Origin of the sequence: Exiguobacterium sp. RIT594 (assembly GCF_003339585.1) — a bacterium.
Taxonomy (GTDB): Bacteria; Bacillota; Bacilli; order Exiguobacteriales; family Exiguobacteriaceae; genus Exiguobacterium_A.
In genome coordinates this window covers 995,547-1,019,558 of record NZ_QPKF01000001.1, presented here as the reverse complement: position 1 = coordinate 1,019,558, position 24,012 = coordinate 995,547, and the positions used below count along the sequence as shown (strand labels likewise).

The following is a 24,012-nucleotide window of genomic DNA, read 5'->3' as shown; positions in this document are numbered from 1 at the left end:
AGCATTTCTCTCCCAGGTCATTACGCTGATATTGAGAAACAATAATTGAAAAGCGACCGTGTTGTACGGTGCTAATGTAGATATACCCCTGTCTTTCAAAAGTTAAAACCTTTTTTTCTGAATTTGATTGTCGAAAGACCTTCAAACCTGTTGATAGGCAACGGATTGAAGGTCCTTTATTTTTTTGGAGATTTCTTTGATTTGTATTGTTAATCGGCTGTCAGGTCGACCGGAACCGGGGGATCCTCCAGCAGTCGGACAAGCTCATGAATCGTCAGTGCGTCCGGTTTTTGGTCTGACAGGACGGCATCGATCATCGAAGCCTTTCGATCCTGTAATTCGGCCATCTTTTCCTCGATTGTCCCGGTCATCAGTAATTTAATCACTTCGACGGGAGACTGCTGCCCTAATCGGTGGGCCCGGTCCGCCGCCTGTTGTTCGACGGCCGGATTCCACCAGCTGTCGTATAAAATGACGGTATCCGCCGTCGCCAGGTTCAGACCGGTTCCGCCAGCCTTCAAGGAAATTAAAAACAGATCCGTTTCACCAGCGTTAAACCGGTCACACATCAAGACGCGGTCTTCGATTGGGGTCTCACCGGTCAATAAAAAGTGGTTATGTTGCCGCTCGGCCAACCGCTCCTGAATCCGACCGAGCATCTTCGTATACTGGGAAAAAATCAGCAGCCGGTGTCCGGCGGCTAATTTTTCTTCAATTAACAAAAGCAACCGTTCCAGTTTTGTTGATTCGCCTGTATAGCCGTCGACAAACAACGCCGGATCACAGCAAATCTGCCGCAAACGTGTTAAACCGGCGAGCAACTTGATCCGGTCCTCGCGCTTCGTTTCGTCAAGATGCTGCAATGTTTCCAGTTGCAGTTTAGATAAGTAGGACGCATAAAGCTTTTTCTGTGTCGGACCGAGTTCCGTATAATGGTGAACAATCCGCTTCTTCGGTAAATCCTGCAACACCTCGCCTTTGGTCCGGCGCATCAGAAACGGTCGGATGAATCGTTTGATCTCGTCATGCGACCACGTTTGAAACGTCTGTAAGTCCGGCAGCAAGGAGGGGAAGATGACCCGGAAAATCGACCAGAGATCATCGGTCCGGTTTTCAAGCGGCGTTCCGGTCAAGGCAAACCGACGTTTCGCCCGAATACGGCGCAAGCGGACAGCGGTTTGTGACGTTGGATTCTTCAGGTGTTGTGCCTCATCGAAAATTACGACATCGTATTCGACGGTCTGGTGTGCCTCCATGTCGGCCCGTAACGACGGGTAGGAAATCAGAAAAATCCCGTCCGCCGGTAACGTTTCAAGCTGCTTCAACCGTTGTTTCCGCGCTCCGGTCAACAGATGCACCGTTCTCGTCGGGGCAAATCGTGTAAGTTCCGCCTGCCAGTTGTGAAGGAGTGAAGCAGGGGCAACAATCAACATCCGGCCCGGTGGAAGCGTCTCGAGATAACCGATCGCCTGGATCGTTTTCCCGAGTCCCATCTCATCCGCCAAAATCCCGTGCCCGTCATGCCCGGCGAGATTCGCCATGAACTGGATGCCTGCCCGTTGGTACGGATACAAGTGCCGGTCGAGTACTTCCGGGAAGTTCAGGTAGACACCGGTTCCATTTTTCAGCTCGAGCCACCGTTCCGTCAATTGTTTATGGATATGCAAGAAGGAGGCGCCGACCAGATGTTTAAGGTTCGGCAGGGCCGGTGCGCGAAGAATCGCTTCAAGTTGGTCCTGCTCCGTGGCTTCGAGTTGCCGAAAGACACGTTGCAACTGTTCGAACGCCCGGGTCTCAAATGAGACGAACTGACCGCTTTTTAACCGGTGGTACGTTTTCCGGGTGACAAGCGACTGCAAGACCTGTTTCAGTTCCACTTCCGGAATCCCGTCCATGGAAAAGCGGAAGGTTAACCAATCCAGGCGGTCGGTCGTCTCGACATCGATCCGCGGATGAAACGGTCCGCTCGGTAAGGATTGGCGGATACTTTCCGTCACTTGCACGACGAGTTCCCCGTAAACAACGCGCGGATCGAGCAAACCTTTCAGAAATTGATATTCTGCCGCTTCTTCCTCTAACCGATAGCGACCGTTCTGCTCGGAAAAACCACTCTCCGTCACGTAGCGGAGGATGGCCCCTTCGAGCGATACATCGCGCCCGAGCCAATCCGTCTCTTGTAACGGATTGATCCGAACCCCCCGATAGCTAAACGTCACGAGCAGTTCAAGTCCACCAGCTTCCCGGTCGAGCGCCAGTTCTACGACCGGCGGACCACTGACGAGACGCTGTTTGAGCGGGGGACTGAGCCAAACATCGGCCAAACTCCGTAAGTGGTCACCCGTGTGCAGGAGTCGGTCGAAATAGGCGGGACTGATCGTAAACCGCTGTTGTGCCGTGATACTTTCCATCACAACTGCCGAACCGTTGACATCAAACCTGATTTTTGCCCGTTCCGTCTTATTTAATGTTTGCAAATAAGCCGTTACCGCTGCGTCTTCCGTCTGTCGCGTCGTCGCAAACGGACGAATCAACGACTGCTTTCCGGCAGGTGTGCCGTAGACTTGGACATGATGCATCGCTAACAGCACGGCGACAATATGCCCACAAAACGATTGATCCATTGCAAGCGATGGACAGTTGCAACCGGCATCAACACCGTGTTCCTTCACGCGGACCGTGACCGTAAAGACGGATTCACCTTGCACGGCGGCTTCGACGAGCAGATCACCGGATTGGTAGTTCCGTAATGTCACTTTTTTGGCAGCGACGTAACGTTTCCCGCGACGAAAGGCATAAGTATCCGACATTTGTTTGATTTTCCGTTCACTTAATCCATAATTCATCCAAGTTCTCCTTTCCGTGCTACTTAGGTGACATAATACAATTATCGTTCACTATCAAATAATTCGATTGCCCGTTTTTTCTCCTGATCACCAATGTGGGCATAAACCTGCGTCGTCGCGACCGATTCGTGACCGAGTAATTGTTGAATCGTCAGAACATCGACCCCGCCTGTCGCCAGGCGCGTCGCAAACGTGTGCCGTAATTTATGGGGTGTGATCTGTTTCCGTTCCAAAAACGGCAGCACGGGGCGCAACCGGTCAACGTGGCGTTTTAAGATATGTTGAACAGCCCGGGGACTGAGCGCTTTGCCTTGCTTTTGAAAAATCGGCTCTGGTCCCCGCATAGTCAGACTATAGTGTGCGGCGTATTTCCGCAAGGCGACCCGGACCGGCTTCGCAAGCGGAATGACCCGTTCCTTGTTACCTTTTCCGATGACCCGAATCGTTCCTTCGTGAAAATCAATGGCACTCCAGGTCAATTGCGTCATTTCACTGAGCCGCATGCCGCTGTAACCGAGCACCTGGAACAACGTGATATCCCGGACACGATCCCGTTCATAATGGGCCGCTTCCCGGGCATTCATCTCGATATTTGACGGCAACAGTTGGATCAACTCATCCCATTCCCGTTTTGTTAAGTAGACTGGATCTCGTTTCGCCTGTTTCGGACGATTGATTTTTGCGACCGGATTTTCCGACAGGACCCCGATATCGATCAAATGCCGGAACAAGGACTGCAGTGCCGACAGTTTCCGGTTGATGACACTCGGGGCATTTTGCTTTGTTAAGGCTAAGTATTCCGCATAAGCGGCAATCCCGGACCCATCAATTTCAAGAAACGCTTCCTGCGTGATATCGCGCGCTTCAATCGCTTCCCCCGACGCTTCCGCGACAAACTGGAAAAATGAATCAAAATCATACACATACCGCCGCATCGTCGCCTTCGAGAAATTTTTCGACGCCAGATGATCGATGTAAGACCGGATAAAATCCGGCATCCGGACATATCCCGGAAGATCGATCGTATGGGCGGGAAGGGGGGCCGTTTTCACGGTTTTTCCCAGGTTTTTAAATAAACTCATCATTCTATCCCCTCTCTGTCATGAGTATACCAAACGTTGGTAGTTGGTACACTAGTTTGCGTGAAATAGTTATTTCACGCAACGTTAAATTGTCAGACAGAGAGCGCTCAGTTGCATCGAAAACTGTGCAGACGGGTAATCATTCGACTCGTTGCAAATCAGCTTTTCATCGTTATAACTGCAATAAAATACAATAATAGTATTATGTAAACTTTTAAAACGATTATTTTCCGCAAAAAAATCATTTCGCTCTCAGTTGCATCGAAATTCCATCCGACGGGTAGTTGGTCGTCTCGTTTTCGTACAGACCGTTTTTGATTTTTACACTTTGGACGCGTTCCTTCCTCCAGTTGAAAGGCTTAATCCAAATTGAATCGGGTATATAGATTAAGACTATCTTGTATTTAACATAAGGGGGAAATAATATGATTTCAGATCAACAAGCACGTCAGCTGTTAAAAGAAGCGAAACGGATCGCCGTCGTCGGGGTATCGAGCGATTCCGGAAAAACGGCGAACTGGATTGCCGATTATCTCGTCCAACACGGGTACGAAGTCATTCCGGTCAATCCAACCTTAAATGAATGGAACGGCCAGAAAGTGTATCCGAGTGTCGCCAGCATCCCGGGCCGTATCGATATCGTCGATGTTTTCCGTCGCTCGGAGTTTTTGGCGGACGCTGCGAAGGATGCCGTCGCTCACGGTGACGTCGGCATGATTTGGAATCAACTCGGATTATCGAGTGTCGAAGCAGAAAGTTTAGCCCTCGGCGCCGGCATTCCGTACATCGAAAACCGGTGTATTAAAATTGAACATCAGTATCTATGAACAGGATTTGACCAGACACCAAGCGTTGAACGCCGGTGTCTTTTTTATTTGTTTTTTAGATTATCCTTGTCAGATAGCAAGAAGATGCCTACAATTAGATACAGACTACTAGAAAAACGAACGAACGTTTGGAATATTCGACGTTTTTCTATTTGAGGTGAAAAACATGGCGACAGATTTAAACAATTATAATGATGATGCCATACAGGTATTAGAAGGACTCGAAGCAGTCCGGAAACGCCCGGGTATGTATATCGGTTCGACCGATCATCGCGGACTCCACCATTTGGTGTATGAAATCGTTGATAACGCGATTGATGAGGCGCTGGCCGGATTCGGGGAACAGATCGATGTCATCATCCATAAAGATAATGCAATCACGGTCCGTGACCACGGGCGCGGTATGCCGACCGGAATGCATGCTTCCGGAAAACCGACGGCGGAAGTCATCTTCACGGTGCTTCATGCCGGCGGTAAATTTGGTCAAGGCGGTTATAAAACATCGGGCGGACTGCACGGTGTCGGGGCATCTGTTGTCAACGCGCTGTCGACACAGTTAAAAGTCACGATTTACCGCGACGGGAAACAGTTTGAGCAAACGTTCGAAGACGGGGGAATTCCGAAAACGACCTTGCTTGAAACGGGAACGACGCGCCAAAAAGGAACAAGCGTCTATTTCAAGCCGGACGGAACAATCTTCAGCACTTTGACATACAATTACGATACGTTGGCGGAACGCCTGCGTGAATCAGCCTTCCTGCTGAAAGGTCTGAAAATCACCCTGACCGATGAACGGTCGGACAAAGCGGACACGTTCCAATACGAAGACGGCGTCAGCGAATTCGTCGGCTATTTAAATGACGACAAAGATACGTTACATCCGACAGTCGCCTTTGAAGGAACGGAAAATGAGATCGAAGTCGATATCGCCTTCCAGTTCACGGATGCCTATTCGGAAAACGTCCTGTCGTTCGTCAACAACGTCCGGACACGCGACGGCGGAACCCACGAAGTCGGTGCCAAAACAGCGATGACACGGGTGATGAACGAGTATGCCCGCAAAAACACGCTGCTTAAGGAAAAAGATAAAAACCTCGATGGTAATGATATCCGTGAAGGACTGACGATGATCGTCTCGATCCGGATTCCGGAAGAATTCCTGCAATTCGAAGGACAAACGAAATCAAAACTCGGTTCACCGGAAGCCCGGACGAGCTGTGACGCCGTCATCACACGCCGCTTATCGACGTATCTCGAGGAAAACCCGCAAACGGCGACCCTCCTGATCAAAAAAGCGATCCGCGCCGCTCAAGCCCGCGAAGCAGCGCGGAAAGCCCGCGAAGAAGCCCGCAATGGCAAGAAAAAGAAACGTTCAAGCATCTTAAACGGGAAACTGACTCCTGCCGCGTCGAAAAATGCTGAGAAAAATGAATTGTTCCTCGTCGAGGGAGATTCTGCCGGCGGTTCAGCCAAACAAGGCCGGAACCGGACGTTCCAGGCGATTTTACCGTTACGCGGGAAAGTCCTGAACACGGAAAAAGCCAAACTTGCCGACATCATGAAAAACGAAGAAATCAATATGATCATCCATGCGATCGGGAGTGGCGTCGGAGCAGATTTTGACCTGTCCGATTGCAACTTCGACAAAGTCATCATCATGACGGATGCCGATACGGACGGGGCGCATATCCAAGTCTTGTTATTGACGTTCTTCTTCCGTTACATGCGTCCGTTGATTGATGCCGGAAAAGTTTTCGTCGCCTTGCCGCCGCTCTACCGTGTCTCGAAAGGGAAGGGCAAATCCGAGAAGTTCGAGTACGTCTGGGATGAAGAAACCCTGGCGAAAACAACGAAAAAGTTCGGTAAAGGCTATATGATTCAGCGGTATAAAGGGCTTGGTGAAATGAATGCCCCGCAATTATGGGAAACGACGATGGATCCCGATACACGGACGTTGATTCGTGTCACGATCGATGATGCAGCTGTCGCTGAGAAACGAGTTTCCGTGCTGATGGGCGACAATGTCGGACACCGCCGGAGCTGGATTGAAGACAATGTAGCGTTCGGACTGACGGAAGACCTCTCGATCATTGAAAATGAACATGTGACGAAAGAGAGTGTGAACTGATATGTCTAACCTGCAAAACATTTTGAACCTGTCCCTCGAGCAAGTCGTCGGGGACCGGTTCGGACGTTACTCGAAATATATTATCCAGGACCGGGCCTTGCCGGACGCACGTGATGGCTTGAAGCCGGTTCAACGCCGGATCTTGTACGCGATGCATACGGAAGGCAACCTGTTCGACCGCGCTTACCGGAAATCTGCGAAAACGGTAGGCGTCGTCATCGGTAACTATCACCCGCACGGCGATTCATCGGTCTATGAAGCGATGGTCCGCTTGAGCCAGGAGTGGAAACTGCGTTATCCATTAATCGACATGCAAGGGAATAACGGTTCGATTGACGGCGACAGTGCAGCAGCAATGCGGTATACGGAAGCCCGTTTGTCGAAAGTATCGAGTCTGATTTTAGACGGGATTAACAAGCAGACCGTCGATTATACATTGAACTTTGATGATACGACCGAAGAACCGCTTGTTCTTCCGTCTCTCTTACCGAATCTGTTAATGAACGGATCGACTGGAATTTCAGCAGGTTATGCGACGGAAATCCCGCCGCACCATGCCGGTGAAGTCCTTGATGCCGCGATCGGCCGAATTTCCGGAACGGTTCATACCGTCGATGATTTATTGACCCACATGCAAGGCCCCGATTTCCCGACCGGCGGAGTCGTCCAAGGGCTTGACGGGATCAAAAAAGCGTTCGAAACCGGACGTGGCAAAGTCATCATCCGCTCTCGGGCAACGATTGAGACGTTACGCGGCGGGCGCCAACAAATCCTGATTACGGAACTCCCGTATGAAGTCAATAAGGCCAACCTCGTCAAACGGATGGAAGAACTCCGCCTGGACCGTAAAGTCGAAGGGGTAGCGGAAGTCCGCGACGAGACGGACCGCGACGGTCTTCGTGTCGTCATCGAGCTGAAAAAAGAAGCGGACGCAGAAGGGGTGCTTCACTTCTACTTGAAGCAGACCGATCTGCAAGTCGCCTATAACTACAACATGGTCGCGATTCACGAGCGGACACCGCGTCAGATGGGCGTTCTTGCCCTGCTTGATGCTTACCTCAGCCACGTCAAGGATGTTGTCATCCGCCGGACGTCGTTTGATCTCGAGCAGGCGAAACGCCGCCAAGAGGTCGTTTCTGCCTTGATGACGGCGATTTCAGTCCTCGACGAGACACTTGCGTTGATTCGTTCCGCATCCAACAAATCGGAAGCGAAAGACAAGCTGGTTGAACGGTTCAGTTTCACGGACCGCCAGGCAGAAGCGGTCGTCATGCTTCAGTTGTACCGGTTAACGAACACCGATATCGTCGAATTACAGGACGAAGCGGCAAAACTCGAAAAAGAAATCACCCGTCTTGAGAAGATTCTAAACGACGAAAAAACGCGGAACCGATTGATCATCAAGGAATTGACGGTCTTAAAAGAGCAGGTTGCGGATAACCGGCGTTCGACGGTTGAAGCGGAAGTCGAAGAATTGAAACTGAAGACGGAAGTCATGATCGCGGTCGAGGAAACAATGGTCTTCGTCTCGAAAAACGGCTATATCAAGCGCTCTTCGATGCGTTCTTTCGGAGCGACCAACGATTTGCCGGAGATGAAAGAGCAGGACCGTCTCCTGTATCAAGGACAAGCGATGACAACGGATCATGTCATCGTCTGGACCGTTCAGGGAAATTATCTCCTGATTCCGGTCCATCAGTTGCCGGATACGAAGTGGAAAGACGGCGGACAACACGTCGCCAATCTCGTGCCGCTTGATTCCGGCGACCGGATTTTATCGGTTGACCTCGTCCGGACGTTTGACGAGACCTCACACTGTCTGTTCGTGACCCGCCAAGGGATGGTCAAGCGCTCGAAATTGAGCGACTACAATGCCCAGCGGAAGTCAAAACCGCTTCAGGGTGTCCGTTTACGAGCGGATGACGAAGTCCTGTATGCCAAGGTTTCTACCGGACAAGAGCAATTGTTCTTAACGACCCAGCATGGATTTGGTCTCTGGTTCACGGAAGACGATGTCCCGGTCGTCGGTGTCCGGGCAGCTGGTGTGAAAGCGATCAATCTGCGTGACCAGGATGTCGTCGCCGGAGCGATCGGCTTCAAACAAGCACCCAATATCGTCCTGTTGACGCAACGTGGTGCCTTGAAGAAGATGCGCCTGGCGGATCAGTTCCAGGTCTCGAACCGTGCCTTGCGTGGTACACAACTGTTACGTGATTTAAAATCAAAACCGCATCAGGTCGCGGCATTAATCGACGTCACACAAGCAAAAGAACTGATTTTGATCGGAAAAGAGCAGGAAAAGACGATTCAAGTCCAATCGTTGTCCTTCCTCGACCGGTTATCAAACGGTTCGTTTGCCTATGATGAAGAAAAATTCGGTCCGCTTCTCGATTGGTATACCGTTTGATGGTCAGATGCCCCTCATTTTGATAGAGGGGTGTCTTTTTTTATGAAATATGGCGTAAAGTCGCTCTTTCCCGTTCGTTTCTAGCTTTCTGGCGCCTGTTTTGACCGCTTTATCAGACTTTTCTTCGAATTATCGGCAAATCACCCGTTTACAAATTGAAACGACCGCCAATAACCGCTACAATAAAAGAAAATGGTCAGGCAAGATTACCACGAAGTATGTGGAGCGGGCAGTTCGGAGCTTTAGCTTATAGGATTCGTTTCATCAAGCAGCTACGGACATGTTCCTCGGCTGCTTTTGTGCCATCTGCCAACTGGAGAGGTGATGACGATGAAATTCAGAAGACGCGAAAAAGTAGCAATCTATATCACACGGGAGCAACCAGAGGGATGGGAACTACTTGTTTTTCATCCGCAATCCGCTCCAGACAGTGATTGGCAAATTCCTGCCGGGACAATCGAAGATGCCGAAATCGCCAAGGAAGCGGCAGTTCGGGAAACGCTCGAGGAAAGTGGTTTATCGCTCGCGACCGTCCAGTACGTAGGTGAAGAAGAAATGCGTTATCCGGAACGCATGCGGGTGCATTACACGTATTTCTATCATGCTCATATCGAATGTCAGGAAAACAGATGGACGCATTGTGTTGCTGGTGACGGTCAAGATTGCGGTGATTTTTTCCATTTCGCCTGGTTACCGCTTGAACGAATCACGCAGCTCGAACGCCGGCATCATATTTTCTTGGATCGTTTGATGAGCCGCTTGGAACGGACACATCATTACGATTGTCGGAAACACGGTTAATCCCGTGTTTTTTTGTTTTGTCTCACTATATTGAGTTTACCTGACTTATGAGACAATAATTATTAACTATTGATAATATATGTTATGTTAACTTAAAGAAAAAATAAAAAAGATTTGAATCAGTCTTTGTTTTTTTACGCTTCCCTGTTACTCTAAATACAGTAACAAATCTATTGTTACCCTTTAATCGGTAACAACCGATAAGTAACCGCATATTCGGTAACAAGGAGGATCTGTATGCAAGCTGTTGCAGTTTCATTTGATATTCAAAATTCCCGTGCGTATTCCAGTAAAGAACAATTATTAACCGATCTGCATCGGTTGGCGGATCAGCTGAACCGAGCATTTCCGGCAGCACTCGTACCGTTTCAAATCAAGTCCGGTGACAGTCTGCTTGGCGTATTCAACGAATATGCCGTCAGTTATCCGCTCATGTTGATGCTGTTGAATCAACCGTTAAACGGTTATATCGGAATCGGATTCGGTCAATATGAGACGTTATCGACGACTCATGCCGATGAAGCAAACGGAAGTGCCATCATTTTCGCTTTTGAGGCCCAGGAAGCGGCAAAACAGACCGCAAACCGGATTTCCTTTGCCGGACCGCCTTATTTGCCGACCGCCCTGCTGAACGGTTATATCGAGATGTTATACCCGGCGTATTTCGGCAAAACGGACCGGCAAATCGAATTACACCGGCTGATGGATCAGCATCCGGACGCTACTTACGAAGAAATCGGTTTGAAGATGGGCTTTCACGAAAAAGATGCCCGGATGAATGTCGCGAAACTTGTCGCCCGTTCCCAACGTAAACAACGTAAACGTCTCGAACAGGCATTGATCGATGCCTTAAACCAGTTACAAGTCTGGGAGGCGATCGGATGACTTTGCTCTTAAGTCTGCTCCTCGTCCATCTGTTGGCGGATTTTCCGTTCCAGAGTCAACGGATGGCGAAGTTGAAACAACGCACGTTTCGGGTATTACTCGAACATATAACGATACATAGCATCGGCACAGCCGCCGTCCTCGGACTCTTTTACCAGATGAATGACGTGACTGGTCAGACGGCCTGGATGATCGGCGCCGGAATCATCGTCACACATGCCTTGCTTGACGGTTCGCCCTTAAAGCGACTGTTGCCTCCGGCACTTGCCTTTTGGATCGATCAATTGCTCCATATCGGGATTCTGACCGGTATCGTCCTCTTTTTCACCCCTGTCGCTTGGCCGGCATCGTTTACGTTACCGGATCAAATCCTGTGGATCAGCGTCTGGGGCTTGATTGCAACGGAGTTAATCGGACGCGGGATTGCCCCACTGCTTGCCCCCTTTGCGCCCCGCTTGATTGAATCGCATTTTGAGCGGAAGGTCACACGAAAAGAACAACTGGACGGTCTGAAGCGGTCCGTCACGCATGAAGTCGAGGATTCCGCCCGCAGTTATACGACGGAAATCAACGGCGTCGGCCGTTACATCGGACTCGTCGAACGGGCCATCATCGTCTCTTTGGTGGCAGTCAATGCAACGGGCGCCATTGGATTCATCATTGCCTTAAAGGCATTGGCCCGCTTTAAACAGTTTGACGACCGCCGTTTTGCGGAATATTATATCATCGGCAGTTTACTGAGTATTCTTGGTGCCTTACTGTGCGGCATGGCGATCCGCCTTGCCCTATAATGACAGCTAGACGATAGAGAGAGATGGAAAGAGAGGTGGACGGTTTCTTGATGCAAGCGACCGTCGCAAACATATGAAACAGATTGGATTAGTCAGACACCACCGGGTAACGGAGGGTTACCCGACCAAAGGCTGGATCAGCGCAGCCGATATCGAGGCCTGGATTGAACGTTATGACGTCTCGACCATCGATGTCCAGCCGGTTGAACTCGGAAACATCGACTGGACGATTTGTTACGCCAGCAGTATGCCGCGTGCCGTTCAGACAGCGAAAAGTGTATATGGAAACGACATCATCATAACGGACCTGTTACGGGAAGTCCCATTCCCGACCATCCGCTCGCGAATCCGCCTCCCGTTTCTCGCCTGGGCGTTGATAGGACGACTTGTCGCCCCCTTCAGCAAGCGGATTCAAGCGGAAATCAAGGATGCCAACGAGCGGATTACGGTTCTCCTGAACCAGTTGACGTTTGAACAACAAGAACATGACCGGGTCCTGCTCGTCGGACACGGCGGTATGATGATTCTGATGCGGTCTGCCTTAAAAAAACGGGGGTATGTCGGTCCCCGCTTCGGTCATCCGCGTAACGGCATGTTGTATCTGTTTGAGAAACGGGAGGGATAGCCATGAAATGGGGTTCCGTTCTGTTGCTTGCCTTGTGTCTGATTGTCGTCTTTTATATGACACGCGACGACGAACCGTCACCTGGTGATCGTCCGGAATCAGGTTCCGTCATTCACGTCTACGGCTTTGATGTCGGTCAGGGTGACAGTACATTGATTCAGACGAAAAACGAAACGATTTTGATTGACGGTGGGAACAACGGGAAAGGAGACGATGTCGTCCGCTATCTGAAGGACCTTGGCATCACCCGCTTAACAGCCGTCATCGCGACACATCCGGACGCAGATCATATCGGTGGTCTCGATACGATTCTCGATGCCCTGCCCGTTGATCAAGTCTATGCCCCACGCGTCAACCACACGACGGAAACCTATCGGGACTTTTTACTCGCCGTCAAACGGCAAGGAATCACCATTAAAACGGCTAAGGCCGGTGTCTCGATTCCGAGTGACGAAGTGAAACTGAACTTACTCGCCCCGCTCCGCGACGGCACCCGTGATTTAAATAGCTGGAGTACAGTTCTGCAACTCGTTCATGGCAATAATACTTTTCTCTTCATGGGAGACGCTCCGATTCGGACGGAACAGGATTTGCTCGAATCCGGAATGGATTTAAAAGCTGATGTGTTAAAAGTCGGGCATCATGGTGCGGATACCTCGTCCTCGATTCCCTTTTTACAAGCAGTCCACCCTTCCCGCGCCTTGATTTCAGCCGGTGAAGGTAATGCTTACGGTCATCCGCGTCCGACCGTCATGAATGCGCTCGCGGCAGAAAGCATCCAGGTCGATCGGACGGACCGGATGGGCACCGTTCAGTACACGTCAGACGGGGAGACGATTCAAGTCAAAAGCCGGACCGACTTACGCCCTGAGTAAAGGAGAGGATTCACGATGAAAATGACCGTCACGGAATTTGAAGGGGATCAGGCAATTTGTGAGACGGAGAGCCGTGAAACGGTTCAAGTCCCCCGCTCGCGTCTGCCCCGTGCCGCAACGATCGGCGACTGGCTTGAATGGCGCGGTCGTTCGATCCGGATTCTCCGGGACGAAACGAATAACCGCCGCCAGGAAATTGACAGCTTAATGGATGAACTGTTTGAAGACTAAGTGCCGCTCCTTGACCTGTCCCGGGTCAAGGATTTTTTCGTTTCTCTCCTAGTAAAACCACTAAATCTGGAAAACAGACTTAAATCACTGGCAGTTTTATCTGAATTTTCGTAAACTTTAAGAATACGAAATAAAAAGGGGGATTTATCCATGTTCCAACAATTACGAACGAACTTAAAGCAAGCAGTCCTCGGACAAGAACATGTCATAGATCATCTGCTGATCGGTCTGTTGTCGGAAGGTCACGTTCTGCTTGAGGACCGGCCGGGTACCGGTAAGACGACACTGGCCAAATCACTGGCCAATACACTTGATGCCAAGTTTTCCCGCGTCCAATGTACCGCGGATACGTTACCGACCGATCTGCTTGGCATGGAATTGTTTAATCCGTTGACCGGTTCATTCGAACAACGGTTTGGTCCGCTGTTCGCTAATATCGTTCTTGTCGACGAAATTAACCGGACGACGCCGCGGACACAGTCCGCCCTGCTCGAAGCGATGGGTGAAGCACAGGTCACGATCGGAGATACCTCTTATACGTTACCGCAACACTTTTTAGTCATCGCGACTCAAAATCCGTTTGACGGTCAGGGAACGTTTCCCCTCCCCCATGCACAACTCGACCGCTTTTTGTTTAAGCTGTCGTTCGCTCCACTTGATCGCCGGGTCGAAAAAGCCTTGTTGCAGGGAGCTCACTTACAACCGAGTACGTTCCAATTGCCGCTTGAGCAACTGAATACCTGGAAACAGGAGGTACAGGCCGTCACGATCGAAGATGCGGTCGAAGATTACCTGCTCGACGTCTGTGATGCCTTGCGGGCGCACCGTGACGTGGAAATCGGTCCGAGTCCCCGTGCTACCTTGGCACTCCTGCAAGCCGCACGAGCACGGGCCTGGATGCATGACCGGACATACGTGACACCGGAAGACATTAAGCAACTCGCAACGCCGCTGCTTGCCCACCGGCTTGTCCTGACACTTGAAGCGACATTGAAGATGACGAACGGCCGCTTGGTCCAACAGATTTTGGAATCGTTGACTGTTCCGACCGAGGTGTAATATGCAATTGATTACACCGAAGTCCTTTCATCCGATGATTTTATTTTGGATTGCCGTCGCTGCCGGCATCTGTACGCTGTACGGCTCGCTCCTGCTTGCGACACTGCTCGTCGCGTACACATTATATGGTTACCTCTTACCGAAGTACCTCGAGTACCTCGGAGCACGTCTGAGCGTCCGGCTCGTCGAAACCGTCCGCGCCTTCCGGGACGATCCGTTACTCATCCCGTTTGAAATCCATAATCCGACACGGTTTTCCCTTGGTAAAGTGACGGTATCCGGTCTTCTCGGGGAACAGGTCCGGATCGAGGACGCGAGCAGCCAGTTTTGGCGTCAACATGTCTTTGTTCCGCGTCAGGCCAGCGTCCCGTTTCAAATCGACGTCACGGCAGCCAAACGGGGCACGATCCGGATTCAGTCGTTTGATATCATGATTTCCGACCCGTTCCATCTGATGACGCTCTACTTGACGTTGCCGATTCAACAACTCGGGCATGTCTTCCCGGATTTTGCACCGGCCTCGGTCGAATGGAACGAACGCCAAATTCCCGGTGACACGATTGACCGGTCGAGTCCGTTCACGGATCGGTCGAGCTTTCACTCCGTCATCCCTTACGCAGGTGATGCGAAGACGATCTATTGGTCGGCTTATGCGAAAACAGGAGAACTGTATTCCTATCAGTATGACCGGATGCGCAATCATGATTATGCCGTCATCATTGATGGGCTGTCCGCGGACGGTTTAGCCTTACGCGGTGATTTTGAAAAGTTACTTTCGCGGGCGGCGACGATTATCCGGGAACTTGAAAAACAAGGCGCCTCGTACAGTCTCTGGATTTCAATGGTCAACCGGGATGGGCAGTGGTATCACGTTCCCTCGGGAAAAGGAAAGGACCAATTTTTGCGGACGATGGAGTGTCTCGCCCGGATTTCAGAATATGATTTACCGCTCGAACGCCGCTATTTCACGAAACGTCTTCAACGGACCGTCCCCTCGACGACCGCGGAAATTCATCTTGGACACCGGCACAAGGGGGTGAGCGCATGATTCTCTGGTGGATTCTCGTCATCAGTCTCCTGCAGGCACCACTCATTATTTTGATTTTCCCGCTGCTCGTAGTCATTCCGGCACGCAACATCCGGATTGGCGTGCAACTGGTCGCGGCCATCGCGTTTCTGTTCGTCTCTCCGTTGATCAGTATTCTGCTGTTACTCGCCACCGCCGTCGGTGCGTGGCTCGAGACCGTCGATCATCCGTATAAATTTGCTATCAGTGCGACGGGGCTGACCGGGCTGACCCTGTTGTTCCCCGGCCTTTCTCCGCCGATCGGCACCTATCTGCTGCTTGGTCTGTTATGGGCAATTCCCTTCTTAAGACAGCATCTCGTAGAATGGCGCCGGATTACTGCAGGTGTCTCGCTGTTTCTAGGGGGCAGTCTGATCCTCGTTACCGTGATCCGCTTGCTCAAAGAAGCACTGTTTGGTTCTGTCGCGAACTTGACCCGTCCGGCACTTGAAGCATTCGGCTCTCTCTTTACCTGGACGTTACCGCTCGCAGAACAGATTGATCAAAAGACGGGAGCGCAGGCGACGGATTTATCAAACATCGCCCCGCAAGAGAGTCTGAAAGCGGCCAGTATGAGTTCCGATACACTGTTTTATCTGAACATGGCAGGGATTGTGTTGGCGATTCTTGCTGTCGGAATCACCTTCTATTTGATTCGGAAACGACAGGTCGTTTCCACAGAACCTGAACCCGTCGTCCGGATGACAGGGATGAAGCAACCGGCTCCGATTAAAAAACACAGCCAGCATCCGCTTCTGAAAATCGCTTCACAACTCGAACAGGCATTCCCGCGCCGTCACGAGGAAACAACCGTCGAATGGTTAACGCGGATCGATTTTCCGGAAGCCGTTGCCCACGCACGCCTTCTCGACGGGATTGAATTCAGCCGCAGTGAACCGGCGTACGATCTCCAACTGTTCCGAAAGTATGTCCGGGAACAAATCGAACGTTAAATCAAAAAGAAGGTGCTCCGATACCGGAACACCTTCTTTTGCTTATTTAGAATCAATTTTAGACGCTTTACGCGCGATGATGACAATAAAGACGATGGCAGCAACCGGAAGCACGAGTGGCATCCAGTCCAGGATATACTGTGTATTCATCGTATCCCCTCCTCCAAAACATGCTAATACTCTATCCGTAGCATATTCCAAAAGACCGCACCATGCAAGCCTCGTCAGATTCGCGGCAATATCGAGTAGACGATAGAGTAATAAATCAAGACGCTGGTCGAGATACTATAGATTACCAATATGTAAGGTCCGAATTTCGGCTGAGCATGCCGCTTCAACACTTTCAGCGAAAACATCGTGATGCCTAATGCAAATAAAGGACTAAAGCCGAAGACTACAAGATCCATCGACATTAAGAGCTCTGTACTGAAAAGAAGATTAAATGCAAAAATCGATAATAAATACCAAGACGTGTACGACAGACAGATAAAAAAGAGGTATGACACGCCCGCAATAACGCTTCCCATCCGTGGTTTTTCCATATGTTGCATGATGCCCCTCCTGTAACAAAAATAAGATATCCTTAATGGTAATCGGAAAAACCGCTCAAAAATATTCAAATATGAATATACGACAAAAAACGACAAAAGCAGATCTTCTGCCCCGTTCGGCAAAAGATCTGCTTCTATCGTATTAGACACTCTCATTCATCGGTTGACTGACCGCAATTCCCGTTTGATAGACTTTAGCAAGCTCCAGGACTTTGTTTTTAAAGGCTTCCCGACAAAAGACCGGTTCAAGAATCTCCGCTTGTTCCGCGAACTGAATCAGCCACATCATGAAACCTTGAGAGAACAGTGCTCCCACCTTGACCTCAAACCAGTCCCCTTCTAAACGCCGGCAACGAATGTCCGTCCCGAAGCGATCGACGACTGTCGGCATGACGCTCTCATGGAACTTCAACGTCAGCTGTTCCTGTTCTCCCCCGTACATATTGAACATGCTGCTCAAATACGTCGATTCGACCTCGACCGGTGTCTGCGCCGGTTCAAAAACACTGCAATTGACGATGCGATCGACCCGGTACGTCCGAATTTCTTCGACACGTTCATCACGGCCGATCAAGTAGTAGTTCCCATTATCAACAATTAAATGAGCCGGGGTAACGAGATAATAGTCGCCGTCCCGCCGTAACTCAAATTTTCGAGTCCGTTCATTGAACTTTCCCTGATATTGAAAACTGATGATGTCCTGTTCGATGATGGCCTTTTGGATGGTATCAATCGAAAAAGGAATGACGCCTTTCGGTTTCTTGACGGTATGTATGACCGGCGTCAACGTTTTCGCAAGACGTTTACTCGTCAAAGTATGAATGTTGCGGACCAAAACTTCCGTTTCACTCTCAGAAATGAACTTCGCACTGGCAATCGCATCTACAAGTAAACGCAAGTGGTGGTATTCGAACGGACGGCTGACCAGATGATACGGAATCGCCAGACCGTTTTTAGTTTCTTCCGCATGGATGTCAAAACCTGATTTGGCAAGAGCCGCGATATCTTCTTTTAAAGACTTCCGGGACAGCTTTTCAATCAGTCCCCTTTTCGACAATTCTGTACTTAATTCTTCCAATGTCAACGTCTCTTCTTCATCGGAATACTGTTCAAAAATTTCTCGAACCGCTAGTAATCGATCCCGATTGGATAATTTTTCATTTGGCACGGGGCATCCTCATTTCCTATCCATAAGATGTTTGATTATACTTGGATTATACCTTAAATAGGTAGGAAAATTAACAATAATATGGAAATATTTAAGAGATAGGAGAATTTGGATGCAGCACATTGCCGATTGGGAGGGTTACCGATTCGATTACCGGGACAGCGGAACGGGTCCCGTCATTTTACTGATTCATGGCACACAGTCTGATTACCGGGAAGTCTATCATGTGGAACGATTGATCGAAGCCGGTTACCGGGTCATCGTTCCGTCTCGTCCGGGATACGGGAAAACACCGCTCCATGTCGCCTCATCGCCAAGCGAATTGGCTGCTTTTTACAAAAGATGGCTGGCTTCGCGCCACATCGAACATTATACCGTCTACGGCATTTCCGCCGGTGGACCGACCGCAATTGCGTTGGCAAGCAATAATCCGGCTGTCCGTTCACTTGTCCTTGCCTGTGCGATGACACACGAAATCTCGCTTCCTTATCAGGCGTGGCTTGTCCAACCGCTCCTTCAACGTCCGTTACAGCTCCTGCAATGGGTCCTGTGGCATTACGTAAAAGATAAGTTGGTCAAATTTCCGCAAGAAGCGTCTGTCCGGATGGTCGAAATGACTAGCCTGTTGCAACGGGACGAGATTCGGCGTCAACTGAATGGAGTCGATCAACAATTGTTGTATCAAGTCGGACTGCAGAACGGACCGGGGCGGGGCGTCTTGTTTGATTTGACGCAACAGATCGACCGGCCGATTTTGCAAGCTATCCGCTGTCCGGTACTGATCATCCATTCCAAGGCGGACCGGGCCGTTCCCTTCGAACATGCCCTCTATGCCCGGCGTGCGATTGCGCATGCCCAGTTCATCGAGTCGGCGAGTCCCGGTCATTTGATTTGGATCGGCCCATCTGCGCGTCACGATGAACGCATGATTGAACGTTTCATCTCCTTAAATCACTTGTAGACGAACACGAAGATTCAGCTTTTCATTTTCTTCTTCAATCGAGATGATGCCCCGTGCTGTCAGTTCTTCAATCGCCAGGCGTGTCCGTTCCAGGTTAAACCGTGCGTACCGGGCAATCTCCGATATGCCCATCCGGCAAGACAGTTGGTTGGCCTTGATTTTCGAAGACGGTTTGGCGACGGATCGTTGCAACAGACGCCAAAAAACCTGCCGCGCATCATCGGATAACGCGTACGCATTTTTTTCAATGACCGGCGGCACATAACGGATATCTTCCCGAATACGCCGAATCAGGTACAAACTCAACCAATCCTCCACGTCGGCCTGAATCCGGAAAAACTCAAACCACCATAACTGATCGAGTGCTTCTGCTTCATCCTGACGTAATGCCCAGGATGGTGGGATATCATCAAACTCTTCATCGAGAAAATCTTCATAATCTAACGCTGTTTCATATAAAACCTGGGGCGGGATCCGGTCGAGTGTCTCCCGCTTTTGGTATAAATCAAAGCTCATCCGCCGGAAGTGTTCGACTGAAGCGGCGACTTGACTGAGTTGCATCAACTGTTTGGTAATTAGACGGGCAAGGCCGTCCAGTTCAAGTTGAATGGCATATAAATGTTTTTCAAGGGCAATTAACGTACTTCGTTCCATCAGACAGTTCCTCCTCTATTCCTGGCATACTTCTAGTCTTTTTCCGCAAATCGGACATTCAAAACCAACCTCTGTTTCTTTGCTCCGGTACGGTGTCTTTCTCTTCCACAACCGGGTTTATCTCCCAAATAAATGGGGAATATTTTGATGCAGTGTCTCGTCTACATTTAAACGATTCTATCGGAGGTGGAACGACGTGTTACAGTCCAAGAAACGAACGGAGCGAAAGTGGCGACAACGCACGACACGGAATCATATCCTGCAATTGGAACACTTGTACAAAACGCATCCTGCCCGACCGACGACACAAACAAAAACTGTTTTTCCACAAGTGTTAGAAGATGCCATTCGAAGCGGTAGTCTGGTAACCGTCCATTACCTCGACCGGGGAACCGAGACCGCATTGACGGGAACGGTTACCGCTCTTTTTCACGCCCACGGAATCATTGAAATCAAAACATCAACCGGTTTACGGCGTCATATTCCGTATAATGAGGTAATGAATTTACATGAATCACTCGATAGAAGACCCATAAAAGAATGATCGTGTATAAACGAACAAGGGTGACGGATTCGATTCCGTCACCCTTGTTCGTCGGAAAACTGATGCTGTTGCCAGTTCCTGTTTAATCGGCGTCCCTTATTTTTTATCCAACTTGACGTTTTGGTCAGCCGGTAAGGTCGTCGTCGTTTCTTCCTCTTCGAGTTTCGGAACACCTGCGCCGTACTCTGTCGTCTCATCTTCGACATAAGAAGCGGCAAACGCCGGATTCAGTAAGTCAGATTTTGAGCCGACGATGACAATCCGGCCGTGGCGAACTTCCTCTTCCAAATCTTCTGCTACATCCTTTGTCATTCCGAGTTCCGACAACTGGGCAATGCGGTCTTTTCGGTTGCTGCGGACTGTCGACATCAATGTCTCAAAAAATGATTTTTTTGTTACCCGATATGCCAACGTCTGAGTGTCATTGGCAATTCGTTCCGCCAATTCTTCATCCTTCGCAAAGATGTAAATTTGTTTATTCGAATAGCCGCTTGACTTCAAGCTCGTCACTTCTGCGTCGACAGCTGTCATGTTCCGTACGATTCTTGTTTCAATCATCTTGTTTCCTCTCCTTCATGCGAGCCAACAATCTACTCTCGATATAAAGTTATTCCCGAAACATAATGAATAAAACATGAAACTGAAAAACGGCTTAAACCGCTTTCCGAAGACCCGAAGGAGAGCGACGTCTCAGATAGATCAACAAACCAACTAAAACAGATAGTCCGACTTGCGGAATGATTGTCTCATACGTCGGATAGATCCCCATCCAAGGCAATGACGGGATATATGACATGACATGGATCGGCAAGAGGCCCGTAATTTGCAAGGCATGCAGACTGGCACCTAATATTTTGAACGCCATGAGATAAATCAATCCGGTCGCTCCTATAAAGAGCCGGTTGATTGGTAAGCGAACCCCTAAATAAATGACAGCAAGCGAAAGAAGCCCGATGAGCGCAATTGCCAGCACGATCCCTCCGGCTAAAGCGGTCGATGTCATGGCGGGGGCCATGCCGACATAAAACAGCAGCGTTTCGGCCCCTTCCCGGAAAATCGTCAAAAAGCTGACGGCAAACAAAGACCGTCCCGCCAGATTCAGTGCCAGTTCCGTTTGACGAGAAGCAACCGCCGTTTTCGAATGTAACCACGAACCGACGAGCAGCATCATCAAGACTGCGGCCAGTCCGGTCCATCCTTCAATCTGTTCCCGTCCGACAGCAGCAAGTGCCGTTGAAAAGAACTGTTGAATCACGAGCGCCAGTGCGCCGCTCGCGAGCAATCCGAACAGTGCCCCACTCCAAATCATCCGTTCGCCTGGCACCTTGGCTTTTCGGGTAAAGGCAACGAGCGCGCTGATGATCAGCAAGGCTTCGAGCCCTTCCCGCAACATGACGAGCATCGCATCGACAAACGAATACGTCGTTTTCTGCGCTAACACTTCAAGTGACGTGATGATCGGGGCTAAGTCAGTCCGGGTGGAAGCTACCATCGTTTCATCTAAACGCGACAACAAAACGGGTACATCCGATTCAATCGTCGTATACAGAGAACTGCTCCGGGTCCGGACTTCCCCTTCCCCGCTCGGCCAACGTTCGATAAAGGTCGTCAGCGTTTTCTGCGCTGCCGGGACGTCCTGATTCGCGAGTTGCTGGTCCGCTTGTCTCAGTAACGCGGTCAACTCGACGAGACCTGTCTGCTTCGCGGCTTTCACCGTATCCCCGTTCAGAAAAGAACGGATACTGGCATCAAACTGCTCCAGTGCCTGATTCAACTCCGACGGATCAAATGTTTCACGGGCCAAAGCAATCCGGATTGCGGACAGCCCCATCTCGACCTGACCGTAGTGCCCGATGCTCGTTTCCCGGACGACTGTTTCCCGGTCCGTCCAGGCTGTCAGCAATTCCGACTGCAACTGCTGACGCTCGGACATGTCAGTCGCCATTCTCAGTTGCTTCGTTAGAGTGAACAGTTCTTTTAACCGTTTTTTAGCGGCTGAATCGTCCTTCGGCTGTTTGGTTTTTTCCAGCGCCCGGACCGCCGTCGACAATTCCGTCAATTGCTGCTTGACGGCAGGCAAAGCGGTTTGCTGCTTGACGACCGTCAGCTTCTGTTCGATATTCTGTTGTTCGGCAGAAGCCGGCAACCGGGTGACCTGCTGTTCAAGCGTCGCGAGCGTTGTCTGTAAGCTGCTCCGGTCACCGTCGTTGACCGCCGACAAAGCTTGACCGATTGAAACATACAAGGCATCGGTTTTCGCATCGGCATGAACGACCGGCATCCCGATCATCGTACAGAGAAGTACCGGTAAAAAGAAATTAAGCAAAAAGCGCATCACCGATGTAGCCTCCTTTTTGAATTCCGCCGAAACAGGCGAAAACGGCACTGCCACGATGGGTAATGTATTCATTTAAACGGTCCGACGCTGCTAACCGTCTCTGAATGGTGATGAACTGTTCCGGTGACCGTTGATACGATAAAAACAGTAAGCCGGCATCGAGGGCACCGGTCGTTTCGTGAATCCCGGCCTGGTAGGAATAGGAGCGGCGCAACAGTTGTTCTTTTCCTGATCCGTGGGCGACTGCTGTGTGCGAGTCACTTGGAAGTTGTGCTTCACCGTGCGCCGTCCGTTTGCTTGGTGTCACCGCTGCAAATTCCTCTTTCGACCCAAGCGGGGCACCGGATGCGCGTTCGCGACCGAATGTCCGCTCCTGCTCTTTCAGGATCGTCCGGTCCCATACCTCAAGATGCATCTGGATCCGGCGGACGACCAGGAAACTACCGTTCGTCAACCAAGGTGAACCGTCCTGCCACTGGTAAAAGAGGTGTTGTTTTCGGACAGCGTCCTGCGTCCCGTCTGGATTCCCCGTCCCGTCCTTGAATCCGAACAGATTCCGTGGTGTCCCACCTGCTGCATCCGCCGCCTTGGAGCGTTGAAAACCGGCTTGTGTCCAGCGGATCTTGACGACACCGCGACCAATCCGGGTCAAATTCCGTAACGCATGAAACACGACTTGTTGATCGTCGGCACAAATCTGGACGACGAGGTCGCCGCCCGCCCATTGCGGATCCAGTTGATCGAGATCAAAGACCGGCAACTCCCGCAGCAACTCCGGACGTTTATGACCAATCCCGAACCGGTCCTTGGCAAATAAACTGTGACCGCAACCGAATGTAAACGTCAGGTGGCCCGCTGACAGTCCTTCCGCTTCGCCCGTATCTTCCGGAGGAACATAGGCACTGTCCGCGTCGCCGAGCGGTAATCCGGCTGTCAGCCGGGCGCATGCCCGCGTCCAACGTTTCAACAGATCAATCAATTCATCGCGCCGGGTCGTCTGGACATCAAAGGCGACGACCTGGACGTGGTTTTGGGGCGGTGTCAGAATACCCGCTTGATACTTGCCGTAGAACGGGACTTGATCTGTCGCCTGAGCCGTCAGGGCACGGGGTAAAAACCGTTCGAGTCCGCTTGCGTAAAGAGCGGCTCCAAGCCCTGTCAGACCGGCGACTTTCAGGACGTCACGCCGGGTGACTCCGGCTTCTAAAGTAGTCCGTGTCATC

The 24,012-nt window shown here is 50.6% G+C and carries 22 protein-coding genes; 14 read left to right on the top strand and 8 right to left on the bottom strand.

Annotated elements, in window-relative coordinates:
- Window positions 1-209 precede the first annotated feature (209 nt).
- Together DVG79_RS05080 and DVG79_RS05075 are read right to left on the bottom strand one after the other, a co-directional pair.
- Window positions 210-2,843 (bottom strand): DEAD/DEAH box helicase, encoded by a 2,634-nt coding sequence (locus DVG79_RS05080; protein ID WP_114595737.1) that lies wholly within the window; start codon window positions 2,841-2,843, stop codon window positions 210-212.
- A gap of 41 nt (window positions 2,844-2,884) precedes the next feature.
- Window positions 2,885-3,925 (bottom strand): tyrosine-type recombinase/integrase, encoded by a 1,041-nt coding sequence (locus DVG79_RS05075; RefSeq protein ID WP_233494530.1) that lies wholly within the window; start codon window positions 3,923-3,925, stop codon window positions 2,885-2,887.
- A gap of 425 nt (window positions 3,926-4,350) precedes the next feature.
- On the opposite strand from DVG79_RS05075, the gene DVG79_RS05070 reads away from it, so the two are divergent.
- The 12 genes from DVG79_RS05070 (at window position 4,351) to DVG79_RS05015 (ending at window position 16,573) form a co-directional block, all read left to right on the top strand.
- Entirely contained in the window at window positions 4,351-4,752 is a 402-nt protein-coding gene (locus DVG79_RS05070) for a CoA-binding protein (protein WP_114595735.1), read from the top strand.
- Between the two features lie 166 nt (window positions 4,753-4,918).
- Window positions 4,919-6,880 (top strand): DNA topoisomerase IV subunit B, encoded by a 1,962-nt coding sequence (gene parE, locus DVG79_RS05065; protein WP_114595734.1) that lies wholly within the window; start codon window positions 4,919-4,921, stop codon window positions 6,878-6,880.
- A gap of 1 nt (window position 6,881) precedes the next feature.
- Entirely contained in the window at window positions 6,882-9,287 is a 2,406-nt protein-coding gene (gene parC / locus DVG79_RS05060; protein ID WP_114595733.1) for a DNA topoisomerase IV subunit A, read from the top strand.
- 330 nt (window positions 9,288-9,617) lie between these two features.
- Window positions 9,618-10,088 carry an NUDIX domain-containing protein gene (locus DVG79_RS05055; protein WP_233494529.1) on the top strand — a complete coding sequence of 157 codons (471 nt, stop codon included), beginning with the start codon at window positions 9,618-9,620 and terminating at the stop codon, window positions 10,086-10,088.
- A 237-nt stretch (window positions 10,089-10,325) separates the two neighbouring features.
- A complete protein-coding gene (locus DVG79_RS05050; RefSeq protein WP_114595732.1) occupies window positions 10,326-10,973 on the top strand; it encodes a hypothetical protein in 648 nt (215 codons plus the stop codon).
- Complete coding sequence (locus tag DVG79_RS05045; RefSeq protein WP_114595731.1) at window positions 10,970-11,764, top strand: DUF3307 domain-containing protein; 795 nt, start codon at window positions 10,970-10,972, stop codon at window positions 11,762-11,764. Before DVG79_RS05050 ends, DVG79_RS05045 begins: the two co-directional genes overlap by 4 nt.
- A gap of 73 nt (window positions 11,765-11,837) precedes the next feature.
- Window positions 11,838-12,389 (top strand): histidine phosphatase family protein, encoded by a 552-nt coding sequence (locus DVG79_RS05040; protein ID WP_114595730.1) that lies wholly within the window; start codon window positions 11,838-11,840, stop codon window positions 12,387-12,389.
- A 2-nt stretch (window positions 12,390-12,391) separates the two neighbouring features.
- Complete coding sequence (locus DVG79_RS05035; protein WP_114595729.1) at window positions 12,392-13,264, top strand: ComEC/Rec2 family competence protein; 873 nt, start codon at window positions 12,392-12,394, stop codon at window positions 13,262-13,264.
- 15 nt (window positions 13,265-13,279) lie between these two features.
- Window positions 13,280-13,495, top strand: a complete 216-nt coding sequence (locus DVG79_RS05030) for a DUF3006 domain-containing protein (protein ID WP_114595728.1) — start codon at window positions 13,280-13,282, stop codon at window positions 13,493-13,495.
- A gap of 150 nt (window positions 13,496-13,645) precedes the next feature.
- The gene (locus DVG79_RS05025; RefSeq protein ID WP_114595727.1) at window positions 13,646-14,554 is read left to right on the top strand and encodes an AAA family ATPase; all 909 of its coding nucleotides are present in this window, start codon (window positions 13,646-13,648) and stop codon (window positions 14,552-14,554) included.
- Window position 14,555: 1 nt separating this feature from the next.
- Window positions 14,556-15,602: a DUF58 domain-containing protein gene (locus tag DVG79_RS05020; protein ID WP_114595726.1), complete on the top strand. Its 1,047-nt coding sequence runs from the start codon at window positions 14,556-14,558 to the stop codon at window positions 15,600-15,602.
- Window positions 15,599-16,573, top strand: coding sequence for a hypothetical protein (locus DVG79_RS05015; RefSeq protein ID WP_114595725.1), 975 nt, complete (start codon window positions 15,599-15,601; stop codon window positions 16,571-16,573). The genes DVG79_RS05020 and DVG79_RS05015 overlap by 4 nt, the downstream gene beginning before the upstream one ends.
- 224 nt (window positions 16,574-16,797) lie before the next feature.
- On the opposite strand, the gene DVG79_RS05010 is transcribed toward DVG79_RS05015, so the two are convergent.
- A complete protein-coding gene (locus DVG79_RS05010; protein ID WP_114595724.1) occupies window positions 16,798-17,124 on the bottom strand; it encodes a hypothetical protein in 327 nt (108 codons plus the stop codon).
- Between the two features lie 142 nt (window positions 17,125-17,266).
- A complete protein-coding gene (locus DVG79_RS05005; RefSeq protein ID WP_114595723.1) occupies window positions 17,267-18,292 on the bottom strand; it encodes a helix-turn-helix transcriptional regulator in 1,026 nt (341 codons plus the stop codon).
- Between the two features lie 112 nt (window positions 18,293-18,404).
- Between DVG79_RS05005 and DVG79_RS05000 the strand changes: the two genes are divergently transcribed.
- Window positions 18,405-19,253 (top strand): alpha/beta fold hydrolase, encoded by an 849-nt coding sequence (locus DVG79_RS05000; RefSeq protein WP_114595722.1) that lies wholly within the window; start codon window positions 18,405-18,407, stop codon window positions 19,251-19,253.
- Here DVG79_RS05000 and DVG79_RS04995 read toward each other — a convergent pair.
- Window positions 19,239-19,907, bottom strand: a complete 669-nt coding sequence (locus DVG79_RS04995) for a hypothetical protein (protein ID WP_114595721.1) — start codon at window positions 19,905-19,907, stop codon at window positions 19,239-19,241. The two genes, DVG79_RS05000 and DVG79_RS04995, sit on opposite strands and share 15 nt — an antisense overlap.
- A gap of 196 nt (window positions 19,908-20,103) precedes the next feature.
- Here DVG79_RS04995 and DVG79_RS04990 point away from each other — a divergent pair, with 196 nt between their 5' ends.
- Window positions 20,104-20,451, top strand: coding sequence for a hypothetical protein (locus DVG79_RS04990; protein WP_114595720.1), 348 nt, complete (start codon window positions 20,104-20,106; stop codon window positions 20,449-20,451).
- 96 nt (window positions 20,452-20,547) lie between these two features.
- Here the strand turns inward: DVG79_RS04990 and DVG79_RS04985 are convergent, their stop codons facing one another.
- The 3 genes from DVG79_RS04985 to efeB form a co-directional block, all read right to left on the bottom strand.
- Window positions 20,548-21,009 (bottom strand): YflT domain-containing protein, encoded by a 462-nt coding sequence (locus DVG79_RS04985; RefSeq protein WP_114595719.1) that lies wholly within the window; start codon window positions 21,007-21,009, stop codon window positions 20,548-20,550.
- A gap of 94 nt (window positions 21,010-21,103) precedes the next feature.
- Window positions 21,104-22,786 (bottom strand): FTR1 family iron permease, encoded by a 1,683-nt coding sequence (locus DVG79_RS04980; protein WP_114595718.1) that lies wholly within the window; start codon window positions 22,784-22,786, stop codon window positions 21,104-21,106.
- Window positions 22,770-24,011, bottom strand: coding sequence for an iron uptake transporter deferrochelatase/peroxidase subunit (gene efeB, locus DVG79_RS04975; protein ID WP_114595717.1), 1,242 nt, complete (start codon window positions 24,009-24,011; stop codon window positions 22,770-22,772). Before efeB ends, DVG79_RS04980 begins: the two co-directional genes overlap by 17 nt.
- Between the last annotated feature and the right edge of the window lies 1 nt (window position 24,012).

Bases quoted from the DNA above. Each gene is read 5' to 3' on its own strand.
- DVG79_RS05080 (WP_114595737.1), bottom strand. From the start codon at position 2,843: ATGAATTATGGATTAAGTGAACGGAAAATCAAACAAATGTCGGATACT.
- DVG79_RS05075 (WP_233494530.1), bottom strand. From the start codon at position 3,925: ATGAGTTTATTTAAAAACCTGGGAAAAACCGTGAAAACGGCCCCCCTT.
- DVG79_RS05070 (WP_114595735.1), top strand. From the start codon at position 4,351: ATGATTTCAGATCAACAAGCACGTCAGCTGTTAAAAGAAGCGAAACGG.
- parE (WP_114595734.1), top strand. From the start codon at position 4,919: ATGGCGACAGATTTAAACAATTATAATGATGATGCCATACAGGTATTA.
- parC (WP_114595733.1), top strand. From the start codon at position 6,882: ATGTCTAACCTGCAAAACATTTTGAACCTGTCCCTCGAGCAAGTCGTC.
- DVG79_RS05055 (WP_233494529.1), top strand. From the start codon at position 9,618: ATGAAATTCAGAAGACGCGAAAAAGTAGCAATCTATATCACACGGGAG.
- DVG79_RS05050 (WP_114595732.1), top strand. From the start codon at position 10,326: ATGCAAGCTGTTGCAGTTTCATTTGATATTCAAAATTCCCGTGCGTAT.
- DVG79_RS05045 (WP_114595731.1), top strand. From the start codon at position 10,970: ATGACTTTGCTCTTAAGTCTGCTCCTCGTCCATCTGTTGGCGGATTTT.
- DVG79_RS05040 (WP_114595730.1), top strand. From the start codon at position 11,838: ATGAAACAGATTGGATTAGTCAGACACCACCGGGTAACGGAGGGTTAC.
- DVG79_RS05035 (WP_114595729.1), top strand. From the start codon at position 12,392: ATGAAATGGGGTTCCGTTCTGTTGCTTGCCTTGTGTCTGATTGTCGTC.
- DVG79_RS05030 (WP_114595728.1), top strand. From the start codon at position 13,280: ATGAAAATGACCGTCACGGAATTTGAAGGGGATCAGGCAATTTGTGAG.
- DVG79_RS05025 (WP_114595727.1), top strand. From the start codon at position 13,646: ATGTTCCAACAATTACGAACGAACTTAAAGCAAGCAGTCCTCGGACAA.
- DVG79_RS05020 (WP_114595726.1), top strand. From the start codon at position 14,556: ATGCAATTGATTACACCGAAGTCCTTTCATCCGATGATTTTATTTTGG.
- DVG79_RS05015 (WP_114595725.1), top strand. From the start codon at position 15,599: ATGATTCTCTGGTGGATTCTCGTCATCAGTCTCCTGCAGGCACCACTC.
- DVG79_RS05010 (WP_114595724.1), bottom strand. From the start codon at position 17,124: ATGCAACATATGGAAAAACCACGGATGGGAAGCGTTATTGCGGGCGTG.
- DVG79_RS05000 (WP_114595722.1), top strand. From the start codon at position 18,405: ATGCAGCACATTGCCGATTGGGAGGGTTACCGATTCGATTACCGGGAC.
- DVG79_RS04995 (WP_114595721.1), bottom strand. From the start codon at position 19,907: ATGGAACGAAGTACGTTAATTGCCCTTGAAAAACATTTATATGCCATT.
- DVG79_RS04985 (WP_114595719.1), bottom strand. From the start codon at position 21,009: ATGATTGAAACAAGAATCGTACGGAACATGACAGCTGTCGACGCAGAA.
- DVG79_RS04980 (WP_114595718.1), bottom strand. From the start codon at position 22,786: ATGCGCTTTTTGCTTAATTTCTTTTTACCGGTACTTCTCTGTACGATG.
- efeB (WP_114595717.1), bottom strand. From the start codon at position 24,011: ATGACACGGACTACTTTAGAAGCCGGAGTCACCCGGCGTGACGTCCTG.